General features: G+C 60.4%; 18 protein-coding genes and 1 pseudogene. 6 read left to right on the top strand and 13 right to left on the bottom strand.

The features are described 5' to 3' along the window. Positions 1–9: 9 nt before the first annotated feature. The 10 genes from ACREYQ_RS26080 to ACREYQ_RS26035 all read right to left on the bottom strand — a co-directional run bounded on the left by ACREYQ_RS26080 (position 10) and on the right by ACREYQ_RS26035 (position 8,998). Positions 10–300 carry a YciI family protein gene (locus ACREYQ_RS26080; protein WP_432260875.1) on the bottom strand — a complete coding sequence of 97 codons (291 nt, stop codon included), beginning with the start codon at positions 298–300 and terminating at the stop codon, positions 10–12. 54 nt (positions 301–354) lie between these two features. Further along, positions 355–1,272: an NAD(P)-dependent oxidoreductase gene (locus tag ACREYQ_RS26075; RefSeq protein ID WP_432260874.1), complete on the bottom strand. Its 918-nt coding sequence runs from the start codon at positions 1,270–1,272 to the stop codon at positions 355–357. Positions 1,273–1,302: 30 nt separating this feature from the next. Continuing rightward, positions 1,303–1,779, bottom strand: a complete 477-nt coding sequence (locus ACREYQ_RS26070; RefSeq protein ID WP_432260873.1) for a VOC family protein — start codon at positions 1,777–1,779, stop codon at positions 1,303–1,305. Between the two features lie 87 nt (positions 1,780–1,866). Continuing rightward, the gene (locus ACREYQ_RS26065; RefSeq protein ID WP_432260872.1) at positions 1,867–2,835 is read right to left on the bottom strand and encodes a sugar ABC transporter substrate-binding protein; all 969 of its coding nucleotides are present in this window, start codon (positions 2,833–2,835) and stop codon (positions 1,867–1,869) included. A 28-nt stretch (positions 2,836–2,863) separates the two neighbouring features. After that, positions 2,864–3,859 carry an ABC transporter permease gene (locus ACREYQ_RS26060; RefSeq protein WP_432260871.1) on the bottom strand — a complete coding sequence of 332 codons (996 nt, stop codon included), beginning with the start codon at positions 3,857–3,859 and terminating at the stop codon, positions 2,864–2,866. Between the two features lie 8 nt (positions 3,860–3,867). After that, positions 3,868–4,833 carry an ABC transporter permease gene (locus tag ACREYQ_RS26055; RefSeq protein ID WP_432260870.1) on the bottom strand — a complete coding sequence of 322 codons (966 nt, stop codon included), beginning with the start codon at positions 4,831–4,833 and terminating at the stop codon, positions 3,868–3,870. Then, a complete protein-coding gene (locus ACREYQ_RS26050; protein WP_432260869.1) occupies positions 4,826–6,343 on the bottom strand; it encodes a sugar ABC transporter ATP-binding protein in 1,518 nt (505 codons plus the stop codon). Before ACREYQ_RS26050 ends, ACREYQ_RS26055 begins: the two co-directional genes overlap by 8 nt. 39 nt (positions 6,344–6,382) lie before the next feature. Then, entirely contained in the window at positions 6,383–7,717 is a 1,335-nt protein-coding gene (locus tag ACREYQ_RS26045; protein ID WP_432260868.1) for an amidohydrolase family protein, read from the bottom strand. Positions 7,718–7,788: 71 nt separating this feature from the next. Further along, positions 7,789–8,109: a Dabb family protein gene (locus ACREYQ_RS26040; protein WP_432260867.1), complete on the bottom strand. Its 321-nt coding sequence runs from the start codon at positions 8,107–8,109 to the stop codon at positions 7,789–7,791. Between the two features lie 22 nt (positions 8,110–8,131). Continuing rightward, complete coding sequence (locus ACREYQ_RS26035) at positions 8,132–8,998, bottom strand: intradiol ring-cleavage dioxygenase (RefSeq protein ID WP_432260866.1); 867 nt, start codon at positions 8,996–8,998, stop codon at positions 8,132–8,134. 111 nt (positions 8,999–9,109) lie between these two features. Between ACREYQ_RS26035 and ACREYQ_RS26030 the strand changes: the two genes are divergently transcribed. Next, positions 9,110–10,024, top strand: coding sequence for a LysR family transcriptional regulator (locus tag ACREYQ_RS26030; RefSeq protein ID WP_432260865.1), 915 nt, complete (start codon positions 9,110–9,112; stop codon positions 10,022–10,024). A 184-nt stretch (positions 10,025–10,208) separates the two neighbouring features. Here the strand turns inward: ACREYQ_RS26030 and ACREYQ_RS26025 are convergent, their stop codons facing one another. The 3 genes from ACREYQ_RS26025 to ACREYQ_RS26015 form a co-directional block, all read right to left on the bottom strand. Beyond that, positions 10,209–11,300: an alpha/beta fold hydrolase gene (locus ACREYQ_RS26025; RefSeq protein WP_432260864.1), complete on the bottom strand. Its 1,092-nt coding sequence runs from the start codon at positions 11,298–11,300 to the stop codon at positions 10,209–10,211. Positions 11,301–11,374: 74 nt separating this feature from the next. Beyond that, positions 11,375–11,533 carry a VOC family protein gene (locus tag ACREYQ_RS26020; RefSeq protein WP_432260863.1) on the bottom strand — a complete coding sequence of 53 codons (159 nt, stop codon included), beginning with the start codon at positions 11,531–11,533 and terminating at the stop codon, positions 11,375–11,377. Between the two features lie 450 nt (positions 11,534–11,983). Further along, the gene (locus ACREYQ_RS26015; protein ID WP_432260862.1) at positions 11,984–12,733 is read right to left on the bottom strand and encodes an SDR family oxidoreductase; all 750 of its coding nucleotides are present in this window, start codon (positions 12,731–12,733) and stop codon (positions 11,984–11,986) included. 113 nt (positions 12,734–12,846) lie between these two features. On the opposite strand from ACREYQ_RS26015, the pseudogene ACREYQ_RS26010 reads away from it, so the two are divergent. From ACREYQ_RS26010 to ACREYQ_RS25990, 5 genes and pseudogenes are all read left to right on the top strand, one after another. Beyond that, a pseudogene (locus ACREYQ_RS26010) lies at positions 12,847–12,993 on the top strand (LysR family transcriptional regulator); the annotation flags it as partial. Between the two features lie 917 nt (positions 12,994–13,910). Continuing rightward, complete coding sequence (locus ACREYQ_RS26005; protein WP_432260861.1) at positions 13,911–14,462, top strand: hypothetical protein; 552 nt, start codon at positions 13,911–13,913, stop codon at positions 14,460–14,462. Positions 14,463–14,515: 53 nt separating this feature from the next. Continuing rightward, positions 14,516–15,157, top strand: coding sequence for a hypothetical protein (locus tag ACREYQ_RS26000; protein ID WP_432260860.1), 642 nt, complete (start codon positions 14,516–14,518; stop codon positions 15,155–15,157). Between the two features lie 283 nt (positions 15,158–15,440). Then, positions 15,441–15,626, top strand: a complete 186-nt coding sequence (locus ACREYQ_RS25995; RefSeq protein WP_432260859.1) for a helix-turn-helix transcriptional regulator — start codon at positions 15,441–15,443, stop codon at positions 15,624–15,626. Between the two features lie 379 nt (positions 15,627–16,005). Then, on the top strand, positions 16,006–16,644 hold the full coding sequence (locus ACREYQ_RS25990) for a hypothetical protein (protein WP_432260858.1): 639 nt from the start codon (positions 16,006–16,008) through the stop codon (positions 16,642–16,644). Positions 16,645–16,787 lie beyond the last annotated feature (143 nt).

The raw sequence follows: 16,787 nt of genomic DNA, 5'->3' as shown, positions 1-16,787 counted from the left end.
AAACTCCCTCTAGCCTTTCCGACGCAGGAAAGCGCTGATGCTCACCTGCGCCCAGATGCCGGCATGCTTGAACGGATCGCCCTCATGGAACGCCTGCACGCGTTGCCGGTTCTCGGCTTCGAGCAGGAAGAACGAGCCACGCATGGTCTCCCCGTCGTCCTGCACCAAGGGACCCGACATGACGATGTGCACCTTGCCTTCGCGATTGGTCTGCTCTAGGTAGGCCTTGTGCGCGCCGTAGTTGGCCAGGCGGCGCGGCAGCGCGTCATCGAAGTCAACAGCATGGATAATGAAGTACATGTCACCCCCCGCGTTAGAGCACCCGCACCACTTCGTCAAAGATGAATGAGGTCGTCATGCTGATGCGGTGTTGGTGTTGCAAGCAGCGTCGTGGCGAGCCGGCAGGCCAGCCTTGCGCCGGATCTGTTCGCCGAGGAAGGCCCAGTCGTGCTGACCGTGCCCAGAAGCCATCGCTTCAAGAAAGTGGTCCCGCAGCACGCTGCCCAGCGGCAGCGGTGCTTGCACGCCGTGCGCGGCCGCGAGCGCGAGCCCCACGTCCTTCAGGCCCAGGTGCAGCTTGAAGGCCGCAGGTTGGAAAGTGCCGGCGTTGATCAAGTCGGCATAGACGTTGTAGGCTGGCGCCGCGAACAGCGTGCCCGTCATGATGTCGGTGAAAACTTTGGGCGGCAGGCCGCTCTTCTCGACCATTGCCATCGCTTCGCCGAGCGTCTCGATCACGCAGGCGATCATGAAATTGCCGGCGATCTTGACCAGGTGCGCGTGCACCGGGTCTTCGCCCACTGGCCACACCCGTTGTCCAATGGCGGAAAACAGCGGCTGCACCGTTTCGATGGCCGCCGCTGGCCCGCCAGCCACGATGTTGAGCTTGCCCGCCGCCGCCATGTCGGCGCGGCCGAATACCGGGGCACCGATGTAGGTTAGATGGTGCTGTGCGTGCAATGCCGCCAAGCGTTGGGCGGCAGCCACCGACACGGTGGCCAGGTTGATGTGGATTGCGCCCTTGCTAGCAGCACGCAGCACTTCGGCAGTGATGACCTGCTCGACGGCAGCGTCATCTCCCAGCACCGACATCACCACAGGCGCACCTGCGAAGGCCTCGGCGGCCGTGGCGCAACGTATGGCACCCGCGGCCACCAGCGTGTCGGCGGCCGCTGGACTGCGGTTCCATACCCATACCTCATGCCCGGCCTTTAGCAGGTTGGCGGCCATAGCCGTTCCCATCGCACCGAGCCCGATCACACTGACTTTCATGCTGCCTCTCCTCTGTTGTTGATGTGGATCTCAGGCATGTTTCTCTTCCGTGACGGGATGCCAGCCCGGCATGTTCGAGAAGGTCTCGGTGTAGTGGTGTGAAAAGCCTTCGATGATGTTGCCGAACGGGTCTTCGCAATACACCAGCTGGTAGGGGCGGTTGGGCAGGAATTGCCACACCTTGGTGCGCTGCTTGCCGCCGTGGGCCACTACCCGCGCGGCCAGGCCCTCGAGATCGGGGTCGGTCACGCACAGGTGGAACACACCGCCTTGCCAGTAGCGGAAATTGTCGTCGGGCATCTCCACCTCGGGGTCAAGGAACTGGAACAGCTCCAGCCCCACGCCGTTGGCGGCCACCACGTGCGCCTGGTAAGCCCGGCCGAACTTCGGCCCGAAGATCTCGCGCACTTCAGGCACCTCAGCTTTGTATTCGAGCGTGCGGCGAAAGATCAGGTGGAAGCCCAGCACTTTCCCGTACCAATCGATGGCGCGGTCGATGTCGGGCACTGTAAGGCCAATGTGATTGAAAGCGCGAGGTGCCAGCGGAAGAGAAGAAGTAGTGGTCATAGTGATGGTGTTGTGTTGCCTTCTGGCTTACTTGACAACTGATTCCCAAGGCAGGCAGCTCATCTTTTCAGGTGCCATGTCCAGGGACTGGAAGTTGGAAGAATCGATGACGCGCGCCGGGAAGGCGATTTCCTTCGGCACCGGCTGGCCGCGCAGGCTGCGAACAGCGCTCATCACAGCGAAGCAGCCGTGCTGAAAGGCGTTGTAGTCGCCCGAGGCGAGCATCTTTCCGGCCTTGATGGCCTCCACTGCTTCCCTCGTGCCGTTGATGCCGACGACCAGCGCCTTGCGGTTGGCGCCATCGAGCGCTTCGATGGCGCCAGTGGCCATCGCATCGTTGACGGCCAGGATCCCGTCGATCTTCGGGTTCGCCTGCAGCAGGTTCTCGGTGACTTGGACCGCCTGGAGTCGCTGGTTGTTGGCCGTCTGAGAGGCCAGCACCTTGACATTGGGGAACTCTTTGAGCGCGTCCTTATAGCCGCGCAGGCGTTCGTTCGGCACGACTGCGCCCTTGACGCCCTCAAGGATCACGACGTTGCCTTGGCCGCCCAGCTTGCGCAGCAGGTAACGCCCGGTGGCAAGTCCCAGGTCGTAATCGGCTGCGCCGACGAAGTTGACGAACTTGCCTTGCTCGGCGCGGTCTGTCATGTTCACGACCGGGATGTTCGCCTCATTCAGCTTCCTGATGGCGCCATTGAGCGCCTTGAAATCCACCGGCGTCAGGACGACGGCGCTGGGCCTCTTGACGATCACGTCCTCTATCTGGCTGATCTGCTCCGGGATGCTGTCGGCCTTGGTCGGGATGTAATGCACGACCGTGGCCTTCAACTGGCGGGCGGCCGCATCTGCACCGAGTCGCACGGTAAGAAAAAATGGGTTGGTCTGGTTCTTGGTGAACACGGCGATGCGCTCGCCGTCGGCCCAAGCCGGGCAGGACAGCAATGCCGCAATGGCCCCGATGGCCGCGACAAACAAGGAACGGTGTGCTTGAGTCATGATGTCTCCAGGTATGTTGAAATATGTCTCAGCGGCGATGTGAAAGGCGATCCACGAGCACCGCCAGCACCACCATCACGCCCATGACGAAGGGCTGCCAGTTTGTGTCTACCGACAACAGGTTCATGCCATTGATGACAAGCGTCATCATCAGGGCACCGATCAGCGTGCCGGTAAGCGTGCCCACCCCGCCGAACAGCGATGTGCCGCCGATGAGGGCCGCAGTAATGGCAGGCAGAGTCAGGGTCTCGCCGATGTCGCCCTCGGCCGAGTTCACACGCGCCAGGAACACGAGGGCGGCAAGCCCCGCCATCGCACCGCTCATCGTGTAGACGAGGATCTGTCGCGAACGCACGGGAACCCCCGAAAGCAAAGCCGCCTCGGGATTGGCGCCGATGGCATAGGTCTGCTGACCGTACGTTGTCATGCGCGCGAACAGCCCGCCGGTGATGAGAAACGCCACCATCAGATACACGGGCACCGGGATGCCGGCGAGGTAGCCGCTGCCAATGAAGCGGAACGCACCGGGAAAGCCGGCGATCGCATCGCCATGCATGACCAGATAGGTCAGGCCCGTCAGCACCCACAACATGCCGTAAGTGGCAATGAATGGCGGCACACGCATGAAGCTGACAAGCACGCCATTGAGCAGGCCAGCGCAGGTGCCAGTACCAATGCCCACGACAAACGCCAATGGGATAGAGCCGGTAGCCTTGAGGGTTAGTCCGGCAAGGCACGCCGACAAGCCAAGGTTCGCGCCCACCGACAGGTCGATACCACCAGCGATGAGCACCACGGTCAGGCCAGACGCGATCAGGAACAGCAGCGAAGCCTGGCGCAGCACATTGAGCAGATTCCCCTCGGTCAGGAAATTGCCGCTGGCCATCGCCAGTGCTGCACACAGGAGCGCCACTGCGACCAGCCTGTAAGCGATGTCCGGGCCGCCCAGGAAGTCCAGGACGCGCTGACCGAGCGGCTCAGACGTGGGTGAAATGGTCATATCCTTCCGGGTGTTGATGTTCATGGGGGTGCTCATGAAGACTGCCTCTTGAGGCCATTGAGGAGGAGCGCCAGCAACACCAGCACACCGACGCTGATAACTTGAAGGGACGATGGAAAGCCGAGCAAGTTGAGCCCGTTGCGCAGCACACCGATGGCCAGCACGCCCAGCACCGTCCCGAACAGCCAGCCATTGCCGCGCTCGAAGGAGGTACCTCCCAGCGCCACGGCCGCCATCGCGTCAAATTCCAGCCCGAGCGATGCAGTTGGATGGCCGGCACTCATGCGCGACGCGAACATCACGCTGGTGAGCCCCACCATCAGGCCCGAGAACGCATAGACGCCGATCAGCACGGCTGCAACGTTGCCCCCAGCAAGCCGCCAGGATTCACGATTGCCGCCCATCGCGAAAATGGCATTGCCGAACCGTGTGCGATACAGGATGAAGTGTGTTATCCAGTATGCGACGCCTGCGATGATCAACGGAGTCGGGATTCCCACCAGCGAGCTGCTGAACAAAGCTGGCAAGGCATCGCCAACGTTAGTAATACTTTGACCGTCGGTCATGACCAGCGCCAACCCCTGCGCCATACCCAAGGTGCCCAACGTGGCAACAAAGGGCGGCACCTGGAGGTAAGCGACCACGGCGCCGTTCCACAAGCCGGCCAACAGGCCGCAGCCGATCCCGATGGCAAACGCGGTGGGCAGGGAGGCGCCGTTGGCCAGCGCTGATGCCGCCACCATCCCCGCCAACGCCACCACACCACCCATCGATAGATCGATACCCTCCGAGAGGATTACCAGTGTCATCGGCAGCGCGAGCAGCAGCAGGATCGAAGACTGCACGCCGAGGTTGGTCAGGTTTGGCCCAGTGAGGAAGGTGTCTGTCGTGACTGAGAAGGCCAGCGCCAGGACGACCAGGATGGCCCAGATCCCCGGAGCACGTTCAATGGCGGCGGGCCATGCTGTTCCACTACGCCGCAATACAAGATCAATCATGGTGCACCGCCAGTCTCATCACGTTTTCTGCTGTCAACTCCTGGCGTGACAGTTCGCCAACGATTGTCTTGTCGCGCATGACGTATGCGCGATCGCAAATATGGGTGATTTCCGGGAGCTCGGAGCTGACCATCAGCACAGCCTTGCCTTGCTTCACCAGGCCATCGATCAACTCGAAGATCTCCGCCTTGGCGCCCACATCGATGCCCCGGGTCGGTTCGTCGAATATCAGGAGGTCGACGTCCGCCGACAGCCACTTGCCGATGACAACCTTCTGCTGATTGCCGCCGCTGAGGTTGCCAACTTTTCGCTGGGACGATGGTGTGGCGATGCGCAAGCGGGCGATCAACTCGGCGGCGAGCGTCGCAGCCTTGCGCATCGAAAACTTGCGCGTCGGGAAGTGCCTGTCGAGGCTTGAGACGATCAGGTTGTCCTGCACCGAGCGGATCAGCGCCAGCCCCTGCGTCTTGCGGTTCTCGGGGATCAAGCCAATGCCGCAGCTGACCACCTTGGCGGGGTCGTTGGGCAGGGGCTTGCCAAGGTGAAGCACCTGCCCCTGTATGATCCGATCCGCGCCGAAGATGGCCCGCGCTACCTCGGTCCGACCCGAACCCACCAGGCCGCTCAGGCCGACAATCTCACCCCGACGCACCACCAGATTCACGCCGCGCACGCCGTTGGCCGCACTCACCCCTTTCAGCTCGATGACCGCCTCGCCGGGCCGGTTGCAGAACTCGCGCTGATAGGTCATGTCCACCGTGCGGCCCACCATCAGGCGTACGATCTCGTCTGGCGATGCCTCTGCCGGCATCAAGGTCTTGATGTGCTTGCCGTCGCGGATGACTGTGATCCGATCTCCCAGCTCGAAGACCTCGGCCATCCGATGGGAGATGTAGGCCATTGCGACCCCCTTACGACGCAGATCTCGGATTACCTTGAAAAGGCTCTCGACCTCTCGGTCGGAGAGTGCCGACGTCGGTTCATCGAGTACCAGCACCTTGGCGTTCTGCGACAGGGCCTTGGCGATCTCGACGATCTGCTGCTCGGCCACGCGCAGACGGTGAACTGGCGTGCGCACATCGATGGCGCTGCCGACCATGTCCAGGAACCCCTGGGCACGGGCATAAAGTGCCGGCAGGTCAATCTGCCCTGGCAGCAGGCCGCGCGGCTCGCGGCCGAGAAAGATGTTGCGCCCCACGTCCAGGTGCGGAACTAGCGACATCTCCTGGAAGATGACCGCGACACCGTAGCGCCGCGCGTCCGCGGCGTCTGCCATCTTGGCCGGCTGCCCCTGGTAAAAAAACTCCCCGGCATCTGCCGTGTGTGCGCCGCAGAGGATCTTCATGAGAGTGGACTTCCCGGCGCCGTTTTCGCCCATGATCATGTGGACCTCGCCCGGGTGCAGCGCAAGCGATACCTGGTCCAGCGCCTTGACGCCGGGGAAGCTCTTGCAGATACCACGCAGCTCTACAACCGGAACGGATATGTCCGTTCGGAGGGGTGAAAGCATGTTGTCTCCTGGATGCCAAATGTTGTGCTTCGCAATGGTCTAAAGCGCGTGCGCGCTCGACGGCGGGCTCCATTCCCGCGTCAGTCCGAGTTCAGCGAGGATTCGGTGTCCCGAAGCCGCGAGCCGCGAGCCCAACTCGGGCACATCGCCTCGCAACAGCCGGCCTTCGCGTTTCAAAAAGCGACCGGCCACCATGACGCTGTCGATGTCAGCGCTGTCGCACTGCAACACCAGGGTGGCATACGGGTCGTGCATCGGCGCAACGCCCAGGCGCTTGGGCCGCACGATCACGATGTCGGCTTGCTTGCCGGGCGTGAGCGAGCCGATGCGTTCGGCCAGACCCAAGGCCCTGGCCCCTTCCAAAGTGATCCAGCGCAGCGCGTCCCGCACCGGCACAGTGGAGGTGGCCGGGATGCCGCCGTGCACGCGCCGGTACTCGGCGTTATCCAGCGCACGCTGGCAGGCTAAGGCCATGCGGGCGACCGAAAGCATGCTGCTTCCAACGATGCTCTCCAGATCCACGCCCAGCGATGGCGCGGCCCCGAGTGCCCGCAAACGTCCAGTAATCGGGAGGCCGTGGCCCTGGGTCATCTCGTTTTCGGGTGTCACCGAGAAGCTCGCACCCAGACGGACAAAACGCTGCAACGCGGCGTCGCTGAGGTCATTACCGTGCACGATGTTCACGTTCGGACCGACGAGCCCTTCGGCGATCAGCGTGTCCCAGCCATCCGGCGTCCTGGGGGCACCGCCGCCTTGGTGCATCGAGGCGATCAGGCCGAATTCGCGCGCCAGTTCCAGGTCGTGCCGGGAGACCTCGAGCGTCGAATAGTGGGGGCCGAGGATGGCCATACCCAGCGTGACAAGTCGATCTCCATCGCTGAGCTGCCCAGCCAGCCTGGCGATCTCGCGCCGCGGATGCGGGACTTCAGAGAAGTGCTTCTCGCCCGGCTTGGGTTCGGGCTTGGGCGAACCGTGGAAAAACACCGCGCGTATCCCGCTGTCCTGCAGTGCTTGAACGGCGGCATCGGTGTGTGCCGGTGTCGGGTTGTTGTGGCACCAGTCGCCCAAGGTCGTGGTGCCCACGTCCAGTTGGCCAAGCGCTCCGCAAAGTGTCGAGATGCCTATGTCAGCCGGTGAATACCGGGTCGCCAGTCCTTTGTGGACCCATTGGAAGTATTCGAGCAGCGTCCAGTCGGCCGCCACGCCGCGCAGGTTGGTCTGCCAGGTATGCATGTGCGCGTTGACGAAGCCGGGGCAGACGATCGCGCCCTGCGCTTCGACCACAGTGGCGTCGGGGGGAGCGTCGACATGTGCGGCCACGGCAACGACCCGGTCGCCTTCTATGAGCACGTCACCCACCGGCAGGTCGCCCAAGCGCTCATCCATCGTTAGTACAAATGCCCCGCGCAGCAGCGTCGTAGTAGATGGAGTAGTCGACCTGGAAGTCACGCCTTTGCCCCTGCGACAACGTAGTCCACCTGATACCGAGCGATACGCAGCCCTTCCAACTCCCCGCGCACACGCAGGTGATCGGGATGCCTGGCGTATGCGTCCAGCGAAGCCTGGCTGTCGAATTCCGTGTAGAGCACCATGTCGCAGGCGTAATCGACCGCGCTGAAGTCCACTCCCACTTCTAAGTGCTGCAATCCCGGAATGCGGCCTCGCAGGCCTTCGAAGGCCTGTTTCACTCTGGTGGCTGATGTGTCTCTCGCTTGTGCCGAGTCGCCCGCCACCTTCCACATGACGATGTGCTTGATTGTGTCCATGCTGATTATCGGTCCGATCGCTTCAGGCCCCTGCGCGCGCCAGGACGAAGTCGAAATGCAAGGTGTAGAAAGGTTGGTCGGTCCGGCTACCATCTGGTGCGGTGCCAGCTTCATGCCGGACCCAATCGGCCACCAGAGTGGAGCGCACGCCGAATACCGCGTCCGACTCGAGGTACTTGTCGCCCTTGCGGAATACGTGTGTGGTGAGCGACTGGTGACCTTCGGCCCGGATCAGAAAGTGCAGATGCGCCGGTCGCCAAGGGTGGCGGTTCAGTGCTTCGAGCATGTCGCCCACCGGTCCGTCGTTGGGAATGGGGTAAGGCTCGGGCAGGATGCTGCGGAAGTGGTAATTGCCGCCGGCATCGCTGCGCAGCACGGCGCGTGCCGCGAGCTGGTCTTTACCTGCGTACTGCACGTCGTAGAAGCCGTCTTCATCGGCTTGCCAGACATGAATTTCGGCATTGGCCACAGGGCGCCCGTCATCTCCACGCACAGTGCCACTAACAAAACAGGGAGCGCCTTTGGCACCGTTGGCAATATCCGCACCCAGAGGCAACTCGGGCGCACCGTGCACATAGAACGGCCCGAACACCGTGGCCTCGGTGCAGCCCGCGGGCTTTCGGTGGTTGAGTGCCGTCACCAGGGTTGACAGGCCGAGGGTATCGGACAGCAGGATGAACTCCTGACGGTTCTCGTTGCACATTTGGCCAACGCGAGTGAGGAACTGGATCCCCCGTTCCCACTCCTCTTCAGTGAGTTCTGTTTCGCGGGCGAACGCGTGCAGGTGCTGTACCAGATTGACCATCAACTCGCGCAACCGAACGTCCTTCGCCTGCGCGTTGCGCTGAATCACCGCGCCGGTGATGGTGTCTTCGTTGAGGTTGATCATCGTTTCGCTCCGCCTGCGTTTGTTACTGTGGTCGTATAATAAAAATGGATAGAAACGACAACAAGCCACCTTTGCGGGAACCTCAGTTTCGCAAATCGGAACGAACAAACCATGGACCGTTGGACGGAGGTTGAGGTCTTTATCCAGATCGTCGAGCGCCAAGGGCTGTCCAAGGCCGGCATGGCGCTGGACATGTCCAAGGCAGCTGTGACACGGCACTTGGCCTCGTTGGAAGAGCGTTTGGGCACGCGACTAATTGAGCGCAATTCACGCAGCCTGCGCGTCACAGAAGTAGGGCGACAGTTTTACGAGCGCTGCCGAGTGCTTCACGCCGAGATGCTGGAATCCGAGCAGGCCATCAATGCCAGCACGTTGCGACCCACAGGCGTGCTCACCATCACCGCGTCGCTGAGCTTTTCGATGTTGCACCTGGCGCCGCTGGTGCCGGCCTACCGGGCACGCTTCCCGGATGTGCGCATCAACATCGTGGCCGCCAACCGCTACATGGATCTCATCGACAGCGGCATCGACCTGGCCATCCGCACCCGTGAGTACGAACCTGACTCCAGCATCACGGTACGCAAGCTGGCCTCGACACGGCGAGTGCTGGTGGCCACACCCGGATACCTGGCCGAGCATGGTACGCCGGCCTCGGTGGAGGAGTTGGCGAAACACCAACTGCTTCAGTACTCACTGGCGAACCGGGCCGATGAACTGCACTTTCGTCGCGATGGGCTGGAACGGGTTCTAAAAATCGAGCCCTTGATGCAGGCCAACGACGGACAAGTGCTTCGCGCCGCGGCACTTAAGGGCTTGGGCATCCTGGTGCAGCCGAAGTACATCGTGTACGACGACATCGTTGCCAGCCGTCTGGTGCCCGTGCTGGACGATTATCGGTTGCCCGATCTGACGATCAATCTTGCCTATCCAAGCCGGAAGTACCTGTCGGCCAAGTGCCGAACCTTCGTGGACTTCCTGATTGAACACTTCAATGAGATGGACTATGAGCGCAAATGGATGGGGTGATGCCGAGATCGTCCACACCACCTGAGGATCGGGACATGCCTGCGGCTTCGGTTGCGGTTCTTCGCGCGAGAGTGCCGTCAGCTTCTGGCCGACCGCGTCGCATCCGCATTTTCCTGACGCGCCAGAAGAGGATGGCGCGCCAGATGCAAAAAGGTGCCAAGCCCATACCCGGCGGCGGCAGCAATTACTTTGGCGCCATGCGAAGCTTGGCCAGTCCATCGAGCAAGGCTTTGTGGAAGACCTGCGGATTCTGGATCTGGGGCGCATGTCCGAGATCCGGGAACTCGACCAGGGTCGCGTGCGGGATCCGTCCGGCAGTGAGCCTCGCCAGTTCGGGATAGTTACCGAGTGCCGCGCGATCTTCGGGCTTCGCGAATTCCTTGCCAATTGCGGTATTGTCCTTGTCTCCTATCAACAGCAGCGTTGGCATGGAGATCCGGCCAAACTCATACAAGACCGGCTGCGTATAAATCATGTCGTACAGCAGCGCCGAATTCCATGCTACCGCCTCTTTGCCCGGCCCACGGTACATGCCGGCCAGCATCTGCACCCATCGCTCATAGCTGCCATGCCATTGGCCGGCGTAGTAGGTCGCTTGTTCGTAGCGGCGAATTCGGTCAGCGCTGGTCTGAAGCTCACGCTCATACCACTGATCGACTGAAATCGGTGGCACGCCCTTGACCTTCCAGTCTTCCAGGCCAATGGGATTGACGAGGACAAGTTGCTCCGTCTGCTGCGGATACATGAGCGCGTAGCGCGCGGCGATCATGCCGCCAGTGGAATGGGAAATCAGCGTGGCCTTCGACACATTCAACGAGGCCAGCAGCGCGTGCGTATTGGCTGCGAGTTGCTGAAACGAATACTGATACTGTTGTGGTTTCGTCGACTTGCAGAAGCCAATCTGGTCAGGCGCAATCACACGGTAGCCAGCGTCGGCGAGGCTTTCGATCGTCTCATGCCACGTCGCAGCGCAGAAATTCTTGCCGTGCAGAAGAACGGCTACCCGACCGTTCGGCTCCTTCGGGCGCACATCCATGTACGCCATTTTCATAGCCTGGCGCTGTGACATAAAGGAGAAGCTGTGCACCGGATACGGATAGTCGAAGCCCTCAAGCTCAGGGCCATAGGCCTGGCCGTCGTTCGGGGCCGGCCGGTCCAGCGCAGGCTCCGCGGCGGAAGCAGAAAATATGGCGCCCGTCAGCAACAAGGTCACTGACAAAATCAGGGTACATGCGATCGCGTGTACGTGGGTTCTCGTGGATTTCAGAAGCGGCATGATGTTTTCCGTTCAGTCGAGATCAAGGAGATGGAGGGGCGGCCATCCTCCTTAATTGAAGCGGCGGAGCGTTGCTAAGCCAGCTTGCCGAAGATGTTGACGAGGTTCCCCTCGGGATCCCGGATCATGGTGGACGCCAGCGCCGGCGTCAGCGCCTGCTCGGACCAGACGATCTCGACGCCCTGGGCCGTTAGTGCTGCGGTGGTGGCAGCCAGATCGTCTGTTTCCAGCACAATCGCTTTCCAGCCAAGCACATGCAGGTGCTGCGGCGGTGCGGAGCGGTCGGGCGGGCGATGCTCGCCACCCGCACGCGACACCAGTTCCAGCCGAAATAGTCAGCATGGCGAAGTCCGCGCCGACAGGGTCGAAATGGCCACGTTGTTCGACTTGCAGGCCGAGCGCGGTCCGATACCAATGGATCATGGCTTCCAGGTCGGCCGCGGCCAATGCCACGTTATTCAGGCGCAGCGTCGGCGCGGCAGAAACATTGCTTTCAAGCATGATGAGCCTTTTCGATCATGAAGGTGATGGAGGGTGGCGCCGGTTGGCGGCCCTGGCGCCACGTTCCGGTCAGGTTCACGTTGACTCGAAATGGCTAAGTTGACGGCGCGGATACGGGAAAGCATGTTCATGGCGGCTCCAGGCGGAGCCGCGCTTGCGCCACGGCCCGCCAGGGGGATTGATCACAGTTGGCTCATGCCGCCATCGGCGATGATTTCCGTACCGACAATGAAGGCGGATTCCGGTGCGGACAGATGCAGTACTGTCGAGGCGATCTCCGCCGGCTCACCGAAGCGGCCCAGCGGGATCTGGTTCTGGATCTGCGCCGCGGTAGCCGTGAGGGTGTCCGCGTCGAGACCCAGCTTGCCATACAGCGGGGTCGTCACCGGGCCGGGGCTCACCACGTTCACGCGGATACCGGAGCCGATCAGTTCCCCTGACAGCGTCTTGGCCAGTGAGATCAGCGCGGCCTTGCTGGCGGCATAGACCGACGACATCGGCATGCCGATGCGTGCGTTGATCGAGCCGTTGAGCACGATAGAGGTGCCAGGATTCATCAGCGGCAGCAGTGCCTGAATCTGGAAGTACGCACCTTTCACGTTGGCGTTGAAGGTGGCGTCCCACAGGGCCTCGTCCACATCGGGTACGGCGGCGAACTTTGCGGTGCCGGCGTTGATGAATACGGCATCCAGGCGAATGCCGGCATCGGTCAGTTGCCGGGCGAGGTCGCGCGCGGATTGAACCGTACCGGTCTCGTTGCGGATGGCGAGCGCCTCATTGCCGAGCGTGGCACGCGCGGTTTCCAGTGCGCTAGCATCCCGGCCCGTGATGACCACGCGGGCCCCTTCCTTGGCGAATGCCTGGGCGGCCGCCAGGCCGATCCCGCTATTGCCGCCAGTAACCAGAACGGTCTTGCCTTCGAAGCGATTCATGATGTCCTCCAGTCGGTAAAGATGAACTTGAACGATTGTGTGAATGCAGTATGGACAACGACTGCTGGTTTGCCATACGATCGGTTCGCCAAATATGTTCGAAGGAATTGCACATGTTGTCGGAGGATGAATTGGCCTTATTGGAGGCCATCCGCGACGCCGGCAGCTTGTCGCGGGCTGCGGCCAGGCTGGGAAAGGCACCGTCCACGGTGTCCCATGCCGCACGGCAGCTGGAGCAGCGCTTTGGCGACTTAACCTATTTTTTGCCGAGATCTGAAGCACATTGTTGCCGCCTTCCCTCAGTTCCATGGCTCATGTGACATATGCAGAAAAGGGCGCTTAAGCAATTCATTGCCGAACTACACAACCATTGAAGCATTTCGAAGCCGCCGTGAAATTCTCACCCAAGTTATTGATTTGTATGGGAAAACCAACTTCGGTGAATGAGGCGATTTGTTGCCGTGGCCCTTTGATATGCATTATGCGCATCTCGGGATGGCCGACCTTTCATTGCTGGAGCCCATGCCGCCATTGGACGTCTTGGCGGGGCGATGCCGAGCCTTGGACAGCATGATTGCAGCAACCGTCCAGCCTATCTCCACTTCACCTGTGGCTGGCAGGCTGTAAAGCCATCAAGTCCCTGCGCTCCCATAGCGAGGCTGTAGACGCCCAGGCGTATGAGTGGGGCTGCCTATGAGGTCGAGCCTATACTCGACATGCACCTACCATCGACCGCCTACCTCGACGCTCACGACCTTGCCGCCATTCTCAAGGTCAGTCCCGCGACAATTCTTCGCCGCGCCAAAAGACAGCCGCACACGTTGCCGCCGTCCGCGCATCTGGGCCCCAATTTTCCACTTCGCTGGCGCCGGGCCGACGTAGCCTCGTGGTTGGCTGAGGGCGCCTCCTCACCAGGCAGCAGTTGCTCTTCCGATGATGCCGCAGTTCTGTGCGATTAACGCACCGAATTTCACCTTCGCGAGCATTCCAAAAACAGCCCGCTCTGCCTTCCTCTTTTCGGTTCCGACTTCTGCCCGAGCCGCTTCAAAACCTCAGAACGTGCCCCTCTGCCCAAATCATCCCCCTGTTTTGGACATATACGTTCATGCAGCTAGTTCGATGCTGCGCAGGTGTGCCGATCGGCTCGCTTGCAACCTGTAAGTAGGAAACAACAGAAATGTATATGTATGAGCTGTGCAAGGGTCTGAAACTCCTTGAAGAGGGGGTCAGCGGGCTTGGCTGGTGGATAGACCCGAAGACTGGGCACAGGTTGGAAAACGCGACGTATATCCACACGGCACCTCGTAGGTACGGGTCGGACGGATTGAAGGGTTCATCCATCTACACCTACGAGTTCCGGCACGAATACTCGCTGGAATTCGGGTGCCAAGGCAGGGACTGGCACGATGTCTTGGCGGACTTGGTTGGCTTCGACCGAGAAAATCCGGGCGCATATCCAGCTGACGGCCCCTTCATTGAGTTGCTTCACAACGACTACTCGACGGAGGCGTTCGGCCCGAGTGCAGCCAGGAAGATTGTCGCCGACTTCGATGCTTGGAATGAACGGGCATCGAAGGTTTTGGTGAAGGAGGTGGGCAGATGGACGGAGTCTCTCGACACATATCACTACAACGACGACGAGTTCTACATGACATATTGGTGGCTGCACTCGTGTTTCGCGAACGCGACTACGAATGGGATAGTGAGGTGCTACTACCTGCTCTCATGAGCTCGCAATAGAGACCCGCTCTTCGTTTTGAACTTGACCCATTTGGAGTAACCATGCAATCAAGCTTTCTTGTCGCGTTGACCGACGTAAAGAAGCGTGAAGTACCTCGACATCCTAAGCAGTTTGACCTGTGCGCGGTCACCAACGAACCACTGAAGAACGTGGTTTTGGTCGTGGCACCGCGGTCATACCCTGGGTTGGCCGAAGGGTTGGAAATCGGCGCCGTGTACGAACACGAGGAAAAAAAGGAACTTACATGCCGCGTCGAAGGGAAGTACCACAATCTCATCTTCTTGGACTGGTGTCGAATCCTCACAATTATCGTTGCGAAGAACGCGCGGTTCATCAAGGAATGTTCCCTAGATGAGTGGGTTGCGCAGGTTGCCGGCGCCTTGGAGGACAAAGAGAAGTATCCCGACACAGGCGGGCGCGGTCCATTCTGGGAGCTGGTTCGCTATGGACTCAGAGGCGTGACATTCGGTCCGGCAGTTTGCGCGAAGCTCGTCCGCGATTTCGACGAATATGAGCAGGTTGCCAAAGCTCATGGTCATGAAGAGTTCTATTGGTTGTATTGCTGTCTTCGCGAGTGCTTCGCATATCCAAACGGAAGGGGGCTCGTCTATTGCTTCAAACCACATTGGTTCCAAGACAGCGAGTCAGACGACCAACCCCTGCTTGGAATCGACCCGGCCTGAGCTGGTCACGAGGTAGACCGAAAACTCGCGCGAGCACTGCATTTTGCTGTGCTCGCTTTCCATTGCGCTTCCGCAATACTCCCAGCAGGGCCGCAGTCCAGTTTGTCTTCGCGCAAATCGGCTTGGCGTGGGAACTTGTGTTGCGCTGATAGGCCGCCATAACCTCACGCTTTTTCTGCTGTAGGGCAGCCGGTCGGCGCCGCGATCGAGATGCTGCCCTCCACTTGCCACTACGCATCCGTCCTTCCTACCAGCACCGCGTCATTTGAAGCTATACCTTCACATGTACCAATATCTCGACGCCGCCGACCTCGCTGCCCTCCTGCAGGTCAGTCCCGCCACAATCTCGCGCCGCGCCCGCCGGCAGCCGCATACGCTGCCGGCACCTGCGCACCTTGGCCCGTGCTTCCCGCTTCGCTGGCGCAGGACGGACGTCGATGCATGGCTGGCCGAGCGAGCTATCTCCTGAAGGCAGCCAGGCAAGGCCCGAAGCCTCGCCGTTTCGTGGCAACGGCCTCGAAAATCCGAAAATTAGAGGGTTTCCTCTAATCGAAAACTTAACACCTATTTCAAATCAGTTTTTCCAAACAGCTTAGTGACCCATCCAAGGGGCGGCGCAGAAGCTCTTTTTTTCACGTGATTCGCCTATTAATATGCGGCCATTCGCGACGGGAAATCGCCCGCATCCCGCTGCTTGCGGGCCAACGCAGAAACAGATTCTTTCCGCGCTATACCAAATAACAGATCTCGATTTCCTTCTTGGTGCCTCGGCGTCGAAAGGAATGATCTGCTGCGCCTTGATGCGATGGCGCGCATACCTGTCAACATAACCTCATTAGGACAAAGAAATGCAAGCTAGCTTTATTCTTTCCACCACGTCGGAATTTCTGCCAATCGGCAAATTGGAGACGCTCCAGTCGTTGGGAGTGCAGTTCGAGCAGGCTCGTGGCTTGCCAGGAAATCTCCCTGTGTTGACGTGCCCGATTTCCGAGGAGCAGAAGCATTTGCTCGAGTCCTTGGGCGGAAAGAGCGTTCTCGGCTTCGGATGCATCAACCTGTTCGGTGGAAGCAAGCTGAAAACAATCCGATTCCAGATGGGAGGGCTGCAGTTTTACTGGGTAGCTGATATGGTCGACCCAGAGGTGTGGGCAGCAATTGACATGTGGCGGACAGTGGGGCGTATGCCTCTGCTGTTCAGAATTGAGAACGGGGAAGATTGGGACGCGAAGTTTTGCGTAATAGGTGGCCCGACGGGAACGCTCAGTAACGAAGCATTTCGGAATGGCGCGAATCGGGGGCCTTCCGCAACTACAGTGACTCAGCTTCTTCGTCTGGTTTCGAGCGGAATTCTGGAGGAGCAAGCGACCACTGATATTGAAGGAGTGCCGCTGCGTCATGTTTTTGTAAACGCTTTGGTCACGAAGCGGGTAAGCCAATTTATTGACCAGTCCAAGGTGGTGGGTCCTGGAGAAAGGAAATACGTCTAATAGCTCTCAAATGCGCGGCCCTCGTGGTCGCGCATTTTTTCCGTGTGACCACCGTGGGCTGAGGGCAGGGAAGACGTCAACAGGTTCCCCGGACCGTCCCGGTAAAAAAAGTTTGACGTCGCTCCACAGCGAGAACGACCTCT

The sequence above is a fragment of the Cupriavidus sp. TMH.W2 genome, from assembly GCF_050847365.1.
In the GTDB taxonomy this organism is placed as follows: Bacteria; Pseudomonadota; Gammaproteobacteria; order Burkholderiales; family Burkholderiaceae; genus Cupriavidus.
Note: the sequence above shows the minus strand (reverse complement) of the source record. Positions and strands in the feature narration are given on the sequence as shown.